Genomic DNA, 17,052 nt, shown 5'->3' with positions numbered 1-17,052 from the left:
TGAAATCAGCCGGCCAGGCCGCGGATGACAACCGCCGTCGCGAGAGCCGCTTCGGCTGCTTCCGCGCCTTTGTCCTCCTTCGATCCGGGGAGCCCTGCTCGGTCGAGTCCCTGCTGCTCGTCCTCGAGGGTGAGCACGCCGAAGCCCACGGGCTTTCCGGTAAGAATCGCCACCTGGGTGAGGCCGCTGGTCGCGGCATCCGACACGAACTCGAAGTGCGGGGTGCCGCCCCGGATGATCACGCCGAGCGCGACCACCGCATCCGCTCCCGCGTCAAGGGCTGCCCTACTCACGACGGGAAGCTCGAAGCTGCCGGGTACGCGCACCTCCGTCACCTCTGCTCCGGATGCCGCGAGCACACGCCGCGCGCCGGCCAGGAGTCCGTCGGTGATTTCTTCATGCCAGCGTCCGGCCACAATGGTGACCTTCAGTCCGGTGCCGTCGGTGATGATCTCTGGTGCTCCGTCGCCGCTCATGCGAGGTGTCCTTTCGGGGTTTCCAGGAGGCGCTGGTGGGCACGCGCAGACTGTTCGAGTTCGGTGTTGCTGGGAAGAATGTGGCCCATGCGGTCGCGTTTTGCCTCGAGGTACTGCTCGTTGAAGTCCCCGACACCCACCACGAGTGGCACCTGCTCCGTCACGATGATTCCGCGGGCGCGCAGCTGGCGAAGCTTTTCGGGATTGTTGGTGATCGCGCGCACCTCGCTCAGGCCGAGGTCTTCGAGAATCGCGACGGCCGCGCTGTAGTCTCGATCGTCGGCGGGGAAGCCGAGGGCGATATTCGCATCGAGGGTGTCGAGACCGTCTTCCTGCAGGCGGTAGGCCTTCAGCTTGTTGATGAGTCCGATGCCGCGGCCCTCGTGTCCGCGCATGTAGATGACGACCCCGCCCTCGACCTTGATCCGGTCGAGCGCGGCATCCAGCTGGGGTCCGCATTCGCACTTGAGAGATCCGAACACCTCACCGGTGAGGCACTCGGAATGCACCCGGATGAGGGCTCCGTTTTGCGGGACTCCGGAGATGATGGCGAGGTGGTCGGCCCCGGTCATCCGGTCCCGGTAGGCACGGAAGCGGAAGGACCCGTGGCGGGTGGGGATGGTCGTCTCCACCTCGAAGGTCACGCGCGAGGTCTCGGGGATCGGCACCGCCACCGGCACCGAGGTGTCGCAGTGCTGTGCCTGGAGGTATTCGATGAGCGACTCGATGGTGATGACGACGATGCCCTCACGCTCGCCAAGCTGGATGAGGCCGGGCAGGCGCATCATCTCGCCGTCTTCCGCGACGATCTCCGAAATCGCCCCGACGGGTGTCAGACCGGCGAGCTTGAGGAGGTCCACCGTCGCTTCGGTGTGGCCATCGCGCTCGCGAACGCCACCATCCCGGGCACGGAGCGGCATGATGTGGCCGGGGCGGTGCACGCTCGATGGTGTGGAGTCGAGGCTCGCAAGCACGCGAAGGGTGTGGGCGCGGTCGGCGGCGCTGATACCGGTGCTGACCCGGTCCGCGGCATCCACCGACACCGTGTAATTGGTGCCGCGCGGGTCCTCGTTGTTGACGACCATCATCGGTAGCTCAAGACGGTCGGCGATCTCATTGGTCATCGGCGCGCAGATGAATCCCGAGGAGTTACGCACAAGCCAGGCCAGCCATTCCTGGCTGGCGAACTCCGCCGCGAGCACGACGTCGCCCTCGTTCTCTCGCCCTTCGTCGTCGACGACGATAATCGGTTTGCCTGCCCGCAGTTGTTCGAGGGCGGTGGGGATGTCGGCGAGACTCATGACTCGCTCCTTCCGGTTGCTGCTGCTGGTGACACTTCCGCAAGCCGTGCGACATGGCGGGCCAGGATGTCGGTCTCGATATTGACCGCGTCGCCGACCGCTTTGCGCCCGAGGGTCGTCACGCTGAGCGTCTCGGGGATCAGGGAGACCTCGAACCAGTCCGCTCCGACGGCGCTCACGGTGAGAGAGACACCGTCCACCGCGATTGAGCCCTTACGGGCGACGAGAGGCGCGATATCCGCGGCGAGCGAGAACCGCAGCACTCGCCACACGCTTCCCTCGGTGACGCTGAGAAGGGTGCTTGTGCCGTCGATGTGACCCTGCACAATGTGACCGCCGAGGCGATCACCCACCTGGGCGGCGCGCTCGAGGTTCACGCGCGATCCGGTCGTGACGCCGGCGAGGGTCGACATCGCGATGGTTTCCGCCATGACATCGGCGGTGAACCAGTCGTCGCCCTTGTCCACGACAGTGAGGCAGACTCCGCTCACCGAGATCGAGTCGCCGTGGCCCGCGTCCGAGACCGCGAGCGGTCCGCGGATGGTGAGGCGTGCGGCATCCATCGTCGGCTGCCAGTCGACGACCTCGCCGAGTTCTTCGATGATTCCGGTGAACATCAGGTGTCCTTCTTTCCATCCACAGCGCCGACCGGGACCGGTCGCGCCACCACCAAAAGATCGTCGCCCAGCCGTTCCACGCTGTCGATCGAGAGTCGTCGCGCCTCTCCGATGCTGCCGACGCCGATGTCGGTGAGAGCGGACTGGTCGCCGCCGAGCAGCACCGGTGCGAGATAGACGAGGTATTCGTCGACGAGGCCAGCCGTGACGAATGCGCTGGCGAGCGTCGGACCGCCCTCGACGAAAGCATGGCGGATGCCACGCTCGAACAGGTCGGCGAGGATGGCCGGCAGATCCCGAGTTCCCGTGATGATCGGGGTCTGGGGGTGCCGGAACACCCGGGCACTCGCATCAACGGCCCGCTCGCCGATGACGACGGGGATGGGCTGGTGAGGCATCAGCTCACCGCCGTCACCGCGTGCGGTGAGACCAGGGTCGTCCGCGAGGACCGTGCCAGTGCCCACCAGTATCGCGTCGGATTGTTCGCGCTGTTCGTGTACTCGCTGGCGGGCGGCGGTGCCGGTAATCCACTTGCTCGAGCCATCGACGGCAGCGACCCGCCCATCAAGACTCGACGCCCACTTCATCGTGACGAACGGGCGACGTAGCCGGGTGGCGGTCAGCCAGATGCGCATTGCTTCGGATGCTTCCTCGGCGAGAACTCCGGCATCGACGAGCACTCCGGCCTCACGGAGCCGCTCAGCGCCACCGCTGGAGTGTTCACCCGGGTCGGACACGGCGTAGACGACGCGCTCGACACCGGCGGTGATGAGCGCCTCGGAGCACGGCCCGGTCAGCCCCTCGTGGTTGCAGGGCTCGAGGGTGACGATGGCGGTGAGACCGGGAGGAATGCCGGCGGCGGCGCCATTCGTGTGGACCCGCGATAGCGCATCCACTTCGGCGTGCGGCGTGCCCGCACCGCGGTGCCAGCCCTCGGCCACGATGGTGCCGTCGGTGTCGACGAGCACGCAGCCGACCTGCGGATTAATGCCGGTCGCCGGGCCATGGGCGGCGAGCGAGAGGGCGCGCCGCATCAGCGACTCGTATCCTGTGGCTGCGCCGGTCATCCGGTTATCTCGAATCTTCGTATCGAAGACGGACTCCGGGCCGGTGCCGACGGTCGCCGACATCGTTCGTGCGCGCCCGAAGGCGAACACGCGTGCTTCCTCTCATCCGGACTGAGAAGCTCTCGCGAACCTCATTACCGTCGGTCTCGGAATTTCACCGAGTCAACCGCTGCTCCGATGTTCTGGAGCCACGGGTCGCGGACTGTCACCGCCGGTTCGGACTTTCACCGACCCCGGAGCACGTACTTTTCTTCATTCTATCCAACGTCTCGAGAGCGGGGAAATTCCTTCTGTCGTCACCCCATGGAGGCCAGTTGGCCGGCCGTCACCTCGTCGACGATCAGATCGGTGATGACCCCGGTCGCGACGGCGCCACGCAGTGCCGGGAGCTTCGCCTGGCCTGAGACGACCGCAATACGGCGGGGTACTCGCTTGAGCACGTCGAACCCTGGCCCGCTCGACCGTGCGTTCAGCGGGATGTCGTCGTAGCTTCCGTCCGCACGGAAGAACATCGTGGCGATATCGCCGACTACCTGAGAGCGGGCAAGGTCGTCGTAGTCGGCCTGGTCGAGGTATCCGCCGGCGTACACGTGGCTCCGCACATCGGCATTGGGGGATCCGATGCCGAAGATCGCGACATCCATCCGCCTCTGCACGGCGAGCACGCGCGCGGTGCTCCGCTCCCGCCACAGGGCGTCTTTGGTTGCCGGGTCGTCGAAGAACGCGGGAACCGGAAACTGCTGCACCGTTGCGCCGAAGGCGGCGCCGAACCGTCCGATGATCTCACTCGCGTAAACGAGGCCGGTGGTGTGTGCGTTACCCGCACCGTTGAGCTGCACGACCTGCGTGTTACGCACGGGCTTGCGCACGAGGTGGCGGCTGACCGATGCGAGGGTGGATCCCCACGCGACACCCAGGATCATCGTTGAGTCGATGAAATCGGTGAGAATCCGTGCAGCGGAGAGGGCAACCCGGTCAAGTCGATCGACCTCGGTCGCAGCATCCCCGGCCGGCACGATGTGGGCGGTGAGCCCGAATCGGTCGTGTAGTTGGTGCTGCAGTTGGCTGAGCTGATCGAGCGGCGAGTGCAGCCGGATCTCTACAAGCCCGGAATCCCGGGCAAAAGAAATCAGGCGGCTAATGGACGACCGCGAGATGCGCAGCTCGGAGGCGATGGCATCCATCGTCAAGTTCTGGATGTAATACAGATGAGCAGCACGCAGCGCATCAGCGGTGCGGCTGTCACCGTCGCTTTCTGGGAAGTTCACCTGCACATCCGTTCATGAACCATGCAAAGTCTCCCTCTGAGGGGAGTATCAGCTTATGACCACTTCAACCCCTCGAACCGATGTCGTTTCCCTTACTGAGCACCCGCATTCCCAGGTGCTCGTGATTGGAGGAGGCATAAACGGTGCTGCAACATTCCGCGATCTCGCCCTGCAGGGCATCAACGTCACGCTCATCGAGCGTGGCGACTACATGTCGGGCGCCTCAGCCGCGTCGTCCCACATGATTCACGGCGGCATCCGCTACCTGGAAAACGGCGAGTTCCGACTCGTGCGGGAGGCAGTGCAGGAACGCAACCGGTTGCTGAAGACGGCGCCGCATTACGTCAAGCCTTTACAGACCACGATTCCGATTTTTTCGACGTTTTCGGGGATCACCGCCGCGCCACTGCGGTTCCTTACCCACAAGCAGAGCACGACTACCGAGCGCGGTGCACTGCTGATCAAGGTGGGACTCGTGCTCTACGACTCCTTCTCCCGTGATGGCGGCAGCGTGCCGCGCCACCAGTTCCACGGCCGCCGCAAGTCGCTCGCCGACCAACCAGCTCTCAATCCGAACCTCAAGTACACGGCAACCTACTACGACGCAGCGATGAACAATCCCGAGCGACTCGGGCTGGATGTGCTGCTCGACGGCGTTGTTGCCGGCGGCCGCAGCGCCAACTACGTCGAAGCGATCGGTGCGGCGAAGTCCGCTGAGGGCGGTGGCGGAGTGCTGGTGCGCGATCGTTTGTCGGGCGAAGAATTCGTGCTCACTGCCGACGTGATTGTCAACACCACTGGTCCCTGGACCGACCTCACCAATGACGCCCTTGGTACACCTTCGAAATTCATGGGGGGCACAAAGGGCTCGCACATTGTGCTCGATAACCCGGAGCTGCTCGCGGCGACCAAGGGTCGCGAGCTGTTCTTCGAAAATGACGACGGTCGAATCGTTCTGATTTGCCCGATCAAGGGACGCGTGCTCGTCGGCACCACCGACGTCGATGCCGATCCACGAGACCCGATGATCGAGACCGACGATGACACGGAGTATTTCTTCAAGCTCGTCTCCCAGATCTTCCCCGGCGTCGTCGTCAACCGCTCGCAGATTATCTTTACCTACGCGGGTATCCGTCCCCTCCCTCGCCATGATGACGAGACTCCCGGGTTTGTTTCTCGCGACTATCGCATCGAGAAGGGCAGTTTCGGCGGCTCTCCACTTCTGAGCTTGGTGGGTGGAAAGTGGACAACGTTCCGTGCGTTCGGCGAGCACATGACGAATGACGTGCTTGCGCTGCTGAAGCGCGAGCGAACAACCTTCACCACCACGATGGCCATTGGCGGCGGCGCAGGCTTCCCGACCAGCGAAACCGCGCGCAACGCTTGGATCCACGCTCACGCCGCGGACGTGAATCGATCGCGAGTCGCGCAGCTACTCACGCGCTACGGCACCCGTGCCACCGACGTGATAGCGGCGATCAGCGCTGGCGTCGACGCTCCGCTACGCACGACCGATCTCTACACCACGGCTGAGCTTGGTTACCTCGCGCAATCTGAGAGTGTTGTTCATCTCGATGACGTGCTTCTGCGTCGTACCGACCTGGCGTTCACCGGCGCGGTGACCAGCGAATTGATCGAGGAATTCGCCACTGTGATCGGCGAGAGCCTCGGTTGGACCCCGGAGCGACGAGCGCACGAGATCGATGACACTCGCTCCCTGCTCACAACGCTGCACGGCATTGTCTTCGCCGAGCAGCCGATGCCGATGCAGGTGTCTGAGTAGTCCTGCCCCTCGCTTGGCGTAGCTCCTGTCGTGCACACGGCAGGAGTTACGTCGCGTGTGCGCTGGTGAGTTTTTCTTCGCCGCTAGGGCTGGCCCGAGAAATACCGGGTGATGGGGTGTGTGGTCGTCCGGGCCATGCGCTGGTACCGCGGTTGCTCATGAAACAACTCGGGCCGCACTTCCGGTTGCGCCTGCCAGCGTGCGCTGCGTGACCCGCCCGCCGAATATCCCCGGGGCGAAACCCGTCAGATGAGTACAGGGAACAATTCGTCGAGCGACCGGATGATCGAGACTCCGGAAGCTGCAGCGGCTGCCTCCTCGGAGGCGGTAGCGTCTCCACTCCGATTGAGCCACACGCCCAGGAGCCCGGCGCGTGCGGCACCGATCGCATCGGTCTCCAGGCGGTCCCCGACATAGACGGCATCTGAGGATGTGACCTCGAATCGGGCGCAGGCATGCTCGAATATGCGTCGGTCGGGTTTTGCGATGCCGAGTTCTCCCGAGGCCACGACGTCGTCGACCAGGAGCGTGAGTCCTACTCGCTCGATCTTCTCCCGTTGAAACGCGAGCTCACCATTGGTGATGATGCCGAGCCGCGCACCATTGGTCCGTAAACCGGTGAGGCAACTCACGGCATCATCGCGAAGCATCCAGGCCGCTTCGTATTGCTCGCGATAGCCGTCGAACCAGGAATCGGCGGCGGCATCGAGCTCGAGATCGTGACCATAGGGAGCGGTGAATTCGCGCGCGCGTGCCGGTGGGCGAACAGGGTGTCATCGAGGTCGAACAGCACGGTGACCGGGCGGCCAGCCATGGGCTTCGAGTGCCGCCGCGCGGACGGGATCACCGCGAATCCACAAGAACTCGCGCCGTCACCTCGGGGCAGGTCCCGCGCATCTCTGCCTCCAGTGCGGGGTTTGCCGTGTGGACAGTGGGTGTTGGCTTCATCAATGTCATGATCCGGCAGAGGGGGCCGACATCCGAGTCGTCGAAAGTTCCGGTCGCCCGGAATTCGCGATACGCCACGAAGGCGATGGACCGGATTTCGGGGTCGCCAGCGAAATCCCCTCCCCTCGTCACCAGCACCCAGAAGTCGATCATGGCTTCATCGGGATCGCCTGACTGCCACAGAACGCCCGGCGCGCGCGGGTCGGAAAGAGTCAGGATCTGGTTTGCTGCCCGGTCGCCGGTGTGCCAGATCGATCCGCTGAGGATCCGTGTCATCGGCTGTCGCACCACTGTTTCCGACCAGCTGTCGAACGGAATCGCTGCGCAGGCGAGCAGCACCGCACCGGTCACGGTCGCGATACCCGCCACTGACGTGCCGCGACCGGGGGCCAGAGCGACCACAGTCGCCACAGCAAGCGAAAGTACGACCATCACCAGGAATACCGAAATTATCCACGCGAGCTTCGTCGGATAGTAGGCCGACCAAGGATCACCCTGGCCATGGTCGAGGTAGAGCAGCATCCCGGCAGCCGCGATGGTGGAGCAGGTGATCGCGATCACGCCGGACATCACCGGCAACGAAGTTCTCCGCCGCACGAAGGACGAGAGAGCAACCAGGGCGACGAGCAGAAATGGCACGACCGGCCACGCCGATGGAAATCCGTGGCCGGGGATCTCAAAGGCACCGCCCTGGGAGAGGAAGGTCGGTACTGTCACGATCCCCACCCAGGCCAGAACCTGTGCAGCGCCGAGTACGAGCACGAGCGCCGCAGAACCGTGAAGCGACCGGATAAGTTTCCAGTGCCTCACGAGGATCACAATTCCGAGGGCTCCGGGAACCAGCACCAGAGGAGCCCAGGTGGCGAGCACGAGCGTCGCGAGACCGGAGAGCACGACGAGCGCTGTCACCGGGAAGCGACGCGACGCGAGAAACGCCAGCCAGGTCGCAAGGAGGACCGGCAACACCACGTTCGCGTTGAAATAGCCCCACTGCACCGGAAGCCCGGTCGCGTACCAGGTGAGGGGCAGGAGTGACCCAAGCGCGCTCGCGCCCGCGACCAGCTGAGGATGGCGCTTGGGAATCGCAGAGGCCACCACGGCGCCGGTCAGAATGCACGTCGCCGCGAGAATGAGCGTCCAGACCACGGTGAAAGAGGCGAGATCATGCGCGAGCAGGTTGCGGTCGGCGATGGTCGGCCGTCCCGGAGACATCGCCAGGGCCAGCAGCGACGCGGGTAGTGGCACCGGATTCTCGGCCTGGCCGATCGCGAGACCGCGGGCAGAGAGGATCACGTTGCCGTAGAAAAGGTTATTGAAACCATCGCCGTTCATGGCCCAGCTGAGCCTCGCGGCGCCGGGAACGAACTGGGCGGCGACAAGGGTGCCGATCCAGCCGAGCGCGCCGAGCACGGGTGAGACCCACAGGACGACCGCGTGCCGACCGGGCCTGCGGAGGGCACCGGGGGTACGCAGCAGCAGCAGCACCCCGGCAGCGGTGAAAAGGAGGCCACCCATTACCTGTGAGAGGACGATATCAAGCTGCGCCGCACGGCTCACCAATAGCACGCCCATCGCGAGCAGGATGACCGCGGCAGCGGTGCCGGGAACCGCGAGCAGAAGCCCGAAGCGTTTGCTGAGCGCGAGAAGCCACGGCACGCTGCTGAGCGCCAACACCACGAAAAGGAGGATCATCGGTGGTCCACAACTGCGGGCTCGTCGCCCGCTACCGCTCGGCTCCGAGTCACGTCGGCCACCCGGGTCGCTCGACTCGAGGCTCTCCGGCCCGAAGCACGCCATGCCAGGCCGGGGGATGGCTGCCGTCACGGAAGGTCAGCCCGGTCGGCCGCTCCCCGGTGAAGCTAAAGCCCGCCTTGCGTGCCACCGAGACGGATGCCGCATTACCGATCACGCACTCCCACGCGACCTCCGTGCGCCCGAAGCCGCTCATCAGCCAGTCGGTCACGACGATGACCGCTTCCGTCATCAGCCCTCGTCCCCGATGCGGCGCGCCGAGCCAGTAGCCGATATCGCCGAACTCGCGGCGCCACCCGATGATTCCCAGCAATGGCCCGCCCTCGCTCTCGCGCACCGCCCAGGTGAGCTCGTCACCGGAGAGCCATCCGCCGGGCACGACCCGATAGAGGAAGAAATCGGCATGCCGCTGCTCATACGGCCAGGGCAGGGTCATGAACCTCTCGAACAGCGGGTCCCGGCAGTACTCAGCCACCGCAAACCGGTCGGAGAGCACGGGCGAATCGAGCCACAGCCGCTCGGTCTGAAGCACTGTCGCCTTCATCGTCAGCGTTTCGGTAGGAGGCCGACACGGTCGTAGACCGTCGCGAGAGTCACGTCGGCGATGGCCGCAGCACGATCGGCATTGCCGGCGAGCACCCGATCCAGTTCCGCGGGATCGTCGAGCAACTCGAGAGCGCGCGCGCGGACCGGTGCGAAGGTCGCTACGACCACTTCGGCAAGGTCTGTTTTGAAGTCGCCGTAGCCCTTCCCGTCATAGTCAGCCTCGAGGGAGGCGATCGATCTGTCCGCGAGCACGGCGAAGATCGTCAACAGGTTGGAGACCCCGGGTTTTTCAGCGACGTCGTAACGCACCTCGCGACCGGCATCCGTCACTGCGGCCTTAATCTTCTTCGCGGTGACGGAGGGCTCATCGAGCAACCACACCACGCCCGATGTGGACTCCGCGGACTTGCTCATCTTGGAGCCCGGATTCTGCAGGTCGTAGATACGCGCTGTCTCTGTCAGGATCATCGGCTCCGGCATCGCGAAGGTCGGGCCGAAGCGCGTGTTGAAACGGTTCGCGAGGTCGCGGGTGAGTTCCACGTGCTGCTTCTGGTCGTCGCCGACCGGCACCGCCACCGCGTTGTAGAGCAGGATGTCGGCGGCCATGAGGGTGGGGTAGGCGAAGAGGCCGACCGATGCGGCATCCGCTCCCTGCTTCGCGGCCTTGTCCTTGAACTGGGTCATCCGGCTGGCCTCGCCGAAACCGGTGATGGTGTTGAGCACCCAGGCGAGCTGCGGATGCGCCGCCACATGCGACTGCACGAAGAGGGTGGAGACTTGCGGGTCGATTCCCGCGGCGATGTACTGGGCGGCGGTGCGGCGAGTGTTCTCGCGCAAGGCGGCCGGATCCTGCGCCACGGTGATCGCATGCAGGTCCACGATGCAGAAGATGGCGTCATGGCTGGTCTGCAGCTCTTTCCACTGCAACAGTGCACCGATGTAATTGCCGATGTGCAGGGATTCGGCAGAGGGCTGCATGCCGGAGAACAGGCGGGGTTTGGGGCTCATGGTCCCAGTCTTCCAGAGAGTGCGGAGGGGGGCAGCAGCGCGTCAGACCAGGTAGTCGACGACCACCGGGGAGTGGTCCGACCAGCGGGTGTCCCACGCCGACGCGCGATCCACCGAATAGTTGGTGACGGATGCCGCGAGCGTCGGTGAGGCCATGTGGTAATCGAGTCGCCATCCGGTGTCGGTGTCGAAGGCCTGTCCGCGTTGGGACCACCAGGTGTACGGCCCGTCAACCTCGCCGGCCCACTGGCGGCCGACATCCACCCAGCCCAGTCCGCGGCGGGTCTTCCCGTCGACGCAGGCGATGTTTTTTCCGGCCGGCCCGAAGAACTTGTCGAAGTAGGCGCGCTCCTTGAGCAGAAACCCGGCGCTCTTGCGATTGCCGCGCCAGTTCTTGAGATCGAGTTCGCGATGCGCAACGTTGAGGTCGCCGACAATCACCGAGAGCGGCGTGTGGGTGGCGAGCTCCGGGAGGCGCTTCGTCATGGCGTCGAGGAACTTGTATTTTTCGATCATCTTCTTGGGGGCTTCGGCATCGCCGGAATGCACATAGGTGCTCACCACCGTGACGATCGAATCGCCGACCCGGTAGTCGGCCTCGAGCCAGCGACCGGCGCTGTCGAACTTCTCCTCTCCGAGCTCGACGCGATGGATCTCGGCCCCGCCGCGGCTGGCGAGGGCGACGCCGGCTCGCCCTTTCGCGGTCGCGGCGTCGTGGAGGATGTTCCATTCCGGTCCGAGTAGGTCTTCGAGGTCGGATGTCGCGGCCCGCACCTCCTGCAGGGCGAGGATGTCGACATCCCGCGCTGCCAGCCACTCGCCCATGCCCTTGCGGAATGCGGCTCGCACTCCGTTGACGTTCACGCTGGCGATACGCAGTGGGGAGCTCATGATCCGAGCCTAGCGAAGACGGGTGAACTTACCGGAGGCGGGCGATCGGTCGTACCCGCGGGCGTGGGTGACGACCCGGCGGGATGGTACCCTGGCGCCGGGCAGTCGCCGTCGCCGTCTGGCCGTGGTCGGCCATGTCGACGGAGATCCAGGTCGCGGCGATCAGGATCACCTGGCAGACAAGTCCGAACCAGACGAGCAGCCCGAGGATGACGGCAAACGACGCCAGCAGCGGATTCTTGCCGGCGCCCCCCACAATCGTGGCCCCGAGCACCTTGAGGATGCCGAGGGCCAGGCCACCGAGCAGGGAGCCGGTGAGCAGGCGTTGCCAGGGTATTCGCACCGCGAGCAGCACGCGGTACAGCGTGGCGAGCACGAGGGTATCGATTACCAGCACGATGACGAGACCGATGACGTGCCCGATTGCCTTGGCGAAGGCCGAACGGTTGTCGATGTGAAGCAGGTCGAAGAGCGAGGTCAGCGCGCTGGTGGAGAATACGGAGATCGCGGCTGAGGCTACGGTGACGGCGGCAAAGGCGACGACCAGGCCGAGATCCCGCAGCTTGAGAAGGAGGAAGAAGGTCGTGTCCGGTGCGAGATCGAAGACGGCACGCACGGCCGATCGGGCGGAGGCGAACCAGCTGAGCGCGGTCACGAGAAGCGCCGCGGCGGCGATGATGCTGCTCCAGCCGAGCACCCGGGACTTGAACAGGGCGTCGAGATTAATCGCACCGCCGCTGCCGTGACCGGAGTCGATCAGGCCGGGGACCGAGCTGGAGAGGGTGCTGACCACCGCATCCTTCAGGTCCGGATTCGATTCGATCGACAGTCCGAGCAGAGCGAATCCCACATAGAGTCCGGCGAAGACACTGTAGAGGGCCGTGAGGCTGAGACCGCCGGCGAGGATCGGGCCGTTCTTCTCGGAATAGCGCAGGAAGACCCGTACCGGCCGGAGCTTCATGACCCGCGCAATGAGCCTCTGCAATGACCTGAGCATCCGTTCCCTTCGACCACTTAAGCCTAACCAACACGCCGGTAGAGTTTTGAGGGAACGGCACCGGCTCGAGGAAGAGGAACGCATGGATCTGCACGGTATCGGCGTGGGACGCGGAGTGGCCGTCGGCCCAATCCTGAGGATGCCGGATCCCCTGCCCGAACCCACGGATTCCCCGCGGAGTGTGGATGCGGCGGCGGAGCTCGCGACGGTCACCTCCGCGCTGTCAACCGTTGCTGGCGAACTCCTCGCTCGCGGCGAGACGGCCGGCGGCGCCGCACGAGACGTGCTGGAAGCAGCTTCCCTGATGGCGCAGGACCCGACTCTCGTCGATGATGTCACCGCGCGCATCGAGTCGGGTAAGACCGGCGAGCGCGCCGTCTTCGAGGCCTTCGGTATCTTCCAGGACATGCTCGTCGGCATGGGGGGTCTCATGGCCGAACGTGCCACCGACCTCGGCGACGTTTCCCAGCGCATCATTGCCCATCTTCGCGGCGTTCCGGCGCCCGGTGTACCCACCTCCGACAGCCCGTTCATTCTTGTGGCGTCCGACCTCGCTCCGGCCGATACCGCGCTCCTCGACCTCGACAAGGTGCTCGGCCTCATTACCCGTGACGGCGGACCCACCAGCCACACGGCCATCCTCGCCCGGTCCAAGTCAATTCCGGCGATCGTCGGGGTGGCGGGGGCGCTTGACCTCACCGACGGCACCGTCGTCATCGCGGATGCCGCCACCGGAAGCGTGCGCGTAGCGCCGAACGACTCCGAGGTTTCCGATGCGCGGCAGCGCATCGCGGAGCGTGCTTCAGCGGCGGCCGCTCCGATCACCGACGGCGTACTCGCCGACGGTACCAAGGTGCCGCTGCTCGCCAACCTCGGCTCCCCGAAGGATGCTGCTGCTGCGGTCGAGCTCGGCGCTGAGGGGGTCGGCCTCTTCCGCACGGAGTTCCTGTTCCTCGATTCGAAGTCCGCGCCGACCGTCGAGGAGCAGCGGGTGCAGTACACCGAGTTGCTTTCCCACTTCCCGGGCAAGAAGGTCGTGGTGCGGGCGCTCGATGCTGGCGCCGACAAGCCGCTCAGCTTCCTCAACGACGCCCATGAAGAGAACCCCGCTCTCGGGCTTCGCGGCCTGCGTGCTCTTCGCCTCCGCGAGCCGATCCTGCGCGACCAGCTCACCGCCCTCGTGCTCTCCGAAGCCGAGACGGAGGCCGAGCTCTGGGTGATGGCCCCTATGGTGTCCGACTCCGAGGAGACCGAGTACTTCGTCGCCCTCGGGAAGGAGCTCGGGCTGAAGATCGTCGGTGTAATGGCTGAGGTTCCGTCCCTCGCCGTGCTGGCCGACCAGGTGCTCGAGAGTGCCGACTTCGTGAGCGTCGGCACCAACGACCTCACGCAGTACACCCTCGCCGCGGACCGGATGCTGGGATCGGTCGCGCACTTCCAGGACCCTTGGCATCCCGCTGTGTTGCGCCTCGTCAAGCTCATCGGCGACGCCGGGGCCGCGAGTGGCAAGTCGGTCGGAATCTGTGGTGAGGCTGCGGCGGATCCCCAGCTCGCCGTGGTGCTCGTCGGTCTCGGGGCGACCACGCTGAGTATGACTCCGGCGGCGCTCGCCGACGTGCGTGCCGAGCTCGCAACGGTCACCCTTGAGCAGGCGCGGGACAGGGCCGCCGCGGCCCTTGGTGCGCGCACGGCGGCAGGGGCGCGGGCCGCGGCATCCGCCTGATTCTCGAAGGTGCCGCGTGAGGAGAGGAACGCAGACGCAAGGGGACCCGGCGTTTACTCGCCATCGCGGCATCCGCAGTTCATACTGGTGGGACCGGGGAGTTTTTCGATGATGAATCGGATGACCCCTCTGGGACGAAATGGGGATCGGCCATGAAGTACAAGCACGCGGAAGAGCGTGGAAATCCGGACGCGGTGTCTTCGGATGAATCACTCGTAGTTCTGGCACGCGCCGGTGATCGGGGTGCCTTCGCTCAGCTGTGGCAGCGTCATGCCCAATCCGGGCTGCGAGTGGCCCGACAATACACCTCGTCCATCGAAGCCGACGACCTCGTGTCGGAGGCTTACGCACGCATCTACCAGCGGGTCCTCGCCGGTGGCGGCCCCGATGGCGCTTTCCGCCCGTATCTCTACACGACGATCCGCAATCTCGCGAGTCGATGGGGTGGCGACCGTCGTGATGTCAACGTAGATGACATCAGAGAGTTCGAAGACCCGATGGCCGCCGAGGACCCGGCAACCATCGCACTCGACCGCACCCTCACCGTGCGGGCATTCCGGGCTCTGCCCGAGCGCTGGCAGTCGGTTCTCTGGTACACCGAGGTGGAGGGAATGGATCCGCACGAGGTCGCCCCGATCCTCGGACTCACCGCCAACGGCGTTGCCGCGCTTTCGTACCGTGCCCGCGAGGGTTTGCGGAAGGCCTGGCTGCAGGCGCACGTCTCCGACGCCACAGCCTCGGGGGAGTGCCAATGGGCGATCGCCCGCTTCGGTGATTTCGCCCGCAACGGCCTCACGGCGCGGGAACGCACCCGCGTCAACGATCACCTCGCCACCTGTGCGCGCTGCTCGATCATCAGCGAGGAGGTGGACGAGGTGGGCTCGCACCTCGCGCTCGTTCTGCTCCCGCTGCTGCTCGGCGGTATCGCCGGTGGCGGTCTCCTTGCATCACTCAGCCTGCCGACATCCGCCGTTGCTGCGACAATCGCGCCCGCTCTGCCGCCCGCTTTCGCGGCGTCCGTGGTCGCCACACCGACAGTGGTGGCGGCACTTACCTCCAGCTCGATTGCTGCGCCGCTCATCGGCACGCTCGCGGTCGCCATTGCCGTCTCCGGAGGGCTCGCGGCGAGTAACGCCTCGCCGGTGACGCCGGCACCGGTGTCGACATCGATCGCACAGCCCTACGACAGCGGGGTGACATCAGCCACTATGCCGACCACAATCGCCAACACGGCCGCGGATACCCCGGGGTCAACGCCCGACGCATCGACCGACAGTCTCGTGTCGGCTCCGGGCGCGCTCGGTTCCGCGGTCAACAGCAGCGTCTCCGAGGTTGGAACCGTCGTCGATTCAGTGGTGAAAGACCTCGCGAATCCGGTGAACTCACTCATCCCCGGAATTACCGTTGGTCCGGTCGCCGTTGCCGCGCGGACGGCTCCCCTCGGGGTATCGAGTGCCCTCGATCTGACGGGCACGGCAATCCCCGGTGCGACAATCACGCTTCAGGCGGTCGGCGTCGTGTATGCCACGACAACGGTGTCGCCCCTGGGCACCTGGGCTATCCAGGTGACCGCACCGCCGGCATCCGCGGTCAGGCTTCAGCTGAAACAGACCGTGGTGAGCCCACTCGGCATCACTCTCGGCGTGCCCTTGAGGGTCCTTTCGAACAGCCTGGGCCTAAGCCTTGAGGTGCTCGCGGGCTGAGCTCGCCTTCCCCGCAAAATATTTTGGCAAACCCGCGTCATAGTTGCACGCTTGAGCGGTCTCTTCTACTAAGAAGAGAAGGGGTTCTCTTCCCACCTCCCAGATGCAGAGGGTTAGGGAGGGTTGGCGGGGGACTGATAGCACCGCTGAGAATGCAAATCGCCGACTGCCCTTCGGGTGGGCAGTCGGCGATTTCTTCGGTCAAAAATGGTGCTACGGTTTGCCGCTCAGAATGGCCGCCTTGACCTCGGCGATCGCCTGGGTCACCTGGATGCCGCGGGGGCACGCCTCGGTGCAGTTGAAGGTCGTGCGGCAGCGCCACACTCCCTCCTTGTCGTTCAGGATGTCGAGCCGAACCTGCGATCCCTCGTCCCGTGAGTCGAAGATGAATCGGTGCGCATTCACGATCGCGGCCGGTCCGAAGTACTGGCCGTCAGTCCAGAACACCGGGCAGCTCGAGGTGCAGGCCGCACAAAGGATGCATTTTGTGGTGTCGTCGAAGCGAGCGCGCTCCACCGGGCTTTGAAGTCGCTCTTTATCCGGTTTCGAAGACGCGATCAGGAATGGCTGCACCGCCTTGAAGCTCTCGAAGAACGGATCCATGTTGACGATCAGATCTTTTTCGAGCGGGAGTCCCTTGATGGCCTCGACAGTGATCGGCTTCGACAGGTCGAGGTCTTTGAGCAGTGTCTTGCAGGCGAGACGGTTCCGACCGTTGATTCGCATCGCGTCTGAGCCGCACACGCCGTGCGCGCACGAGCGACGAAAGGTCAGCGAGCCATCCTGTTCCCACTTGATCTTGTGCAGGGCGTCAAGCACGCGATCGGTGCCGCCCATCACCACGTCGAAGTTCTCCCAGCGCGGCTCGGAATCAATTTCCGGGTCGAAGCGGCGGATCATCAGGGTCGCGGTGAATGTCGGAATCTCTTCCGGCACCGACGGGCGATTTTCCAAGACTGCATTGCTCATGAA

General features: G+C 65.1%; 15 protein-coding genes, 1 pseudogene and 1 riboswitch. Of the genes and pseudogenes, 3 read left to right on the top strand and 13 right to left on the bottom strand.

The genetic code is table 11. The annotated features are described in order from the left end of the window. Window positions 1-5: 5 nt before the first annotated feature. The 5 genes from ribH to RCH11_RS08705 all read right to left on the bottom strand — a co-directional run bounded on the left by ribH (window position 6) and on the right by RCH11_RS08705 (window position 4,729). The gene (gene ribH, locus RCH11_RS08725) at window positions 6-476 is read right to left on the bottom strand and encodes a 6,7-dimethyl-8-ribityllumazine synthase (RefSeq protein WP_327056609.1); all 471 of its coding nucleotides are present in this window, start codon (window positions 474-476) and stop codon (window positions 6-8) included. Beyond that, complete coding sequence (gene ribB / locus RCH11_RS08720; protein WP_327056608.1) at window positions 473-1,777, bottom strand: 3,4-dihydroxy-2-butanone-4-phosphate synthase; 1,305 nt, start codon at window positions 1,775-1,777, stop codon at window positions 473-475. The genes ribH and ribB overlap by 4 nt, the downstream gene beginning before the upstream one ends. Continuing rightward, entirely contained in the window at window positions 1,774-2,394 is a 621-nt protein-coding gene (locus RCH11_RS08715; RefSeq protein ID WP_327056607.1) for a riboflavin synthase, read from the bottom strand. The genes ribB and RCH11_RS08715 overlap by 4 nt, the downstream gene beginning before the upstream one ends. Continuing rightward, window positions 2,394-3,428, bottom strand: coding sequence for a bifunctional diaminohydroxyphosphoribosylaminopyrimidine deaminase/5-amino-6-(5-phosphoribosylamino)uracil reductase RibD (ribD, locus tag RCH11_RS08710; protein ID WP_327056798.1), 1,035 nt, complete (start codon window positions 3,426-3,428; stop codon window positions 2,394-2,396). The genes RCH11_RS08715 and ribD overlap by 1 nt, the downstream gene beginning before the upstream one ends. Window positions 3,429-3,550: 122 nt before the next feature. Next, window positions 3,551-3,706: riboswitch (FMN riboswitch) on the bottom strand. A gap of 51 nt (window positions 3,707-3,757) precedes the next feature. Further along, window positions 3,758-4,729: a sugar-binding transcriptional regulator gene (locus RCH11_RS08705; RefSeq protein ID WP_442789023.1), complete on the bottom strand. Its 972-nt coding sequence runs from the start codon at window positions 4,727-4,729 to the stop codon at window positions 3,758-3,760. A 55-nt stretch (window positions 4,730-4,784) separates the two neighbouring features. Between RCH11_RS08705 and RCH11_RS08700 the strand changes: the two genes are divergently transcribed. Then, a complete protein-coding gene (locus RCH11_RS08700) occupies window positions 4,785-6,512 on the top strand; it encodes a glycerol-3-phosphate dehydrogenase/oxidase (RefSeq protein WP_327056606.1) in 1,728 nt (575 codons plus the stop codon). A gap of 245 nt (window positions 6,513-6,757) precedes the next feature. On the opposite strand, the pseudogene RCH11_RS08695 reads toward RCH11_RS08700, so the two are convergent. The 7 genes and pseudogenes from RCH11_RS08695 to RCH11_RS08665 all read right to left on the bottom strand — a co-directional run. After that, window positions 6,758-7,165, bottom strand: a pseudogene (locus tag RCH11_RS08695) (HAD family hydrolase); the annotation flags it as partial. Then, window positions 7,141-7,326, bottom strand: a complete 186-nt coding sequence (locus tag RCH11_RS08690; RefSeq protein WP_327056604.1) for a hypothetical protein — start codon at window positions 7,324-7,326, stop codon at window positions 7,141-7,143. The gene RCH11_RS08690 and the pseudogene RCH11_RS08695, both read right to left, overlap by 25 nt. 29 nt (window positions 7,327-7,355) lie before the next feature. Then, window positions 7,356-9,152, bottom strand: a complete 1,797-nt coding sequence (locus tag RCH11_RS08685; protein ID WP_327056603.1) for a hypothetical protein — start codon at window positions 9,150-9,152, stop codon at window positions 7,356-7,358. A 49-nt stretch (window positions 9,153-9,201) separates the two neighbouring features. Further along, complete coding sequence (locus tag RCH11_RS08680; protein WP_327056602.1) at window positions 9,202-9,756, bottom strand: GNAT family N-acetyltransferase; 555 nt, start codon at window positions 9,754-9,756, stop codon at window positions 9,202-9,204. A gap of 2 nt (window positions 9,757-9,758) precedes the next feature. Then, window positions 9,759-10,766 carry a tryptophan--tRNA ligase gene (gene trpS / locus RCH11_RS08675; RefSeq protein ID WP_327056601.1) on the bottom strand — a complete coding sequence of 336 codons (1,008 nt, stop codon included), beginning with the start codon at window positions 10,764-10,766 and terminating at the stop codon, window positions 9,759-9,761. 42 nt (window positions 10,767-10,808) lie between these two features. Then, entirely contained in the window at window positions 10,809-11,657 is an 849-nt protein-coding gene (locus RCH11_RS08670; RefSeq protein ID WP_327056600.1) for an exodeoxyribonuclease III, read from the bottom strand. Window positions 11,658-11,685: 28 nt separating this feature from the next. Further along, the gene (locus RCH11_RS08665) at window positions 11,686-12,654 is read right to left on the bottom strand and encodes a YhjD/YihY/BrkB family envelope integrity protein (protein ID WP_327056599.1); all 969 of its coding nucleotides are present in this window, start codon (window positions 12,652-12,654) and stop codon (window positions 11,686-11,688) included. A gap of 82 nt (window positions 12,655-12,736) precedes the next feature. Here RCH11_RS08665 and ptsP point away from each other — a divergent pair, with 82 nt between their 5' ends. Together ptsP and RCH11_RS08655 are read left to right on the top strand one after the other, a co-directional pair. Further along, entirely contained in the window at window positions 12,737-14,377 is a 1,641-nt protein-coding gene (gene ptsP / locus RCH11_RS08660) for a phosphoenolpyruvate--protein phosphotransferase (RefSeq protein WP_327056598.1), read from the top strand. Between the two features lie 152 nt (window positions 14,378-14,529). After that, a complete protein-coding gene (locus RCH11_RS08655) occupies window positions 14,530-16,080 on the top strand; it encodes a sigma-70 family RNA polymerase sigma factor (RefSeq protein ID WP_327056597.1) in 1,551 nt (516 codons plus the stop codon). A 213-nt stretch (window positions 16,081-16,293) separates the two neighbouring features. Here the strand turns inward: RCH11_RS08655 and RCH11_RS08650 are convergent, their stop codons facing one another. Continuing rightward, a complete protein-coding gene (locus tag RCH11_RS08650) occupies window positions 16,294-17,049 on the bottom strand; it encodes a succinate dehydrogenase iron-sulfur subunit (protein ID WP_327056596.1) in 756 nt (251 codons plus the stop codon). Between the last annotated feature and the right edge of the window lie 3 nt (window positions 17,050-17,052).

The sequence above is a fragment of the Glaciihabitans sp. GrIS 2.15 genome (genome assembly GCF_035984695.1).
Taxonomy (GTDB): Bacteria; Actinomycetota; Actinomycetes; order Actinomycetales; family Microbacteriaceae; genus Lacisediminihabitans.
The sequence above is the reverse complement of the archived record's forward strand: the minus strand, read 5'-3'. Positions and strand labels throughout refer to the sequence as shown.

What these genes read in the sequence shown, in the direction of transcription:
- RCH11_RS08650 (WP_327056596.1), bottom strand. Translation starts at nt 17,049, where the DNA reads ATGAGCAATGCAGTCTTGGAAAATCGCCCGTCGGTGCCGGAAGAGATT.
- RCH11_RS08700 (WP_327056606.1), top strand. Translation starts at nt 4,785, where the DNA reads ATGACCACTTCAACCCCTCGAACCGATGTCGTTTCCCTTACTGAGCAC.
- RCH11_RS08670 (WP_327056600.1), bottom strand. Translation starts at nt 11,657, where the DNA reads ATGAGCTCCCCACTGCGTATCGCCAGCGTGAACGTCAACGGAGTGCGA.
- RCH11_RS08665 (WP_327056599.1), bottom strand. Translation starts at nt 12,654, where the DNA reads ATGCTCAGGTCATTGCAGAGGCTCATTGCGCGGGTCATGAAGCTCCGG.
- trpS (WP_327056601.1), bottom strand. Translation starts at nt 10,766, where the DNA reads ATGAGCCCCAAACCCCGCCTGTTCTCCGGCATGCAGCCCTCTGCCGAA.
- ptsP (WP_327056598.1), top strand. Translation starts at nt 12,737, where the DNA reads ATGGATCTGCACGGTATCGGCGTGGGACGCGGAGTGGCCGTCGGCCCA.
- RCH11_RS08715 (WP_327056607.1), bottom strand. Translation starts at nt 2,394, where the DNA reads ATGTTCACCGGAATCATCGAAGAACTCGGCGAGGTCGTCGACTGGCAG.
- ribD (WP_327056798.1), bottom strand. Translation starts at nt 3,428, where the DNA reads ATGCGGCGCGCCCTCTCGCTCGCCGCCCATGGCCCGGCGACCGGCATT.
- RCH11_RS08680 (WP_327056602.1), bottom strand. Translation starts at nt 9,756, where the DNA reads ATGAAGGCGACAGTGCTTCAGACCGAGCGGCTGTGGCTCGATTCGCCC.
- ribH (WP_327056609.1), bottom strand. Translation starts at nt 476, where the DNA reads ATGAGCGGCGACGGAGCACCAGAGATCATCACCGACGGCACCGGACTG.
- ribB (WP_327056608.1), bottom strand. Translation starts at nt 1,777, where the DNA reads ATGAGTCTCGCCGACATCCCCACCGCCCTCGAACAACTGCGGGCAGGC.
- RCH11_RS08690 (WP_327056604.1), bottom strand. Translation starts at nt 7,326, where the DNA reads ATGGCTGGCCGCCCGGTCACCGTGCTGTTCGACCTCGATGACACCCTG.
- RCH11_RS08655 (WP_327056597.1), top strand. Translation starts at nt 14,530, where the DNA reads ATGAAGTACAAGCACGCGGAAGAGCGTGGAAATCCGGACGCGGTGTCT.
- RCH11_RS08685 (WP_327056603.1), bottom strand. Translation starts at nt 9,152, where the DNA reads ATGATCCTCCTTTTCGTGGTGTTGGCGCTCAGCAGCGTGCCGTGGCTT.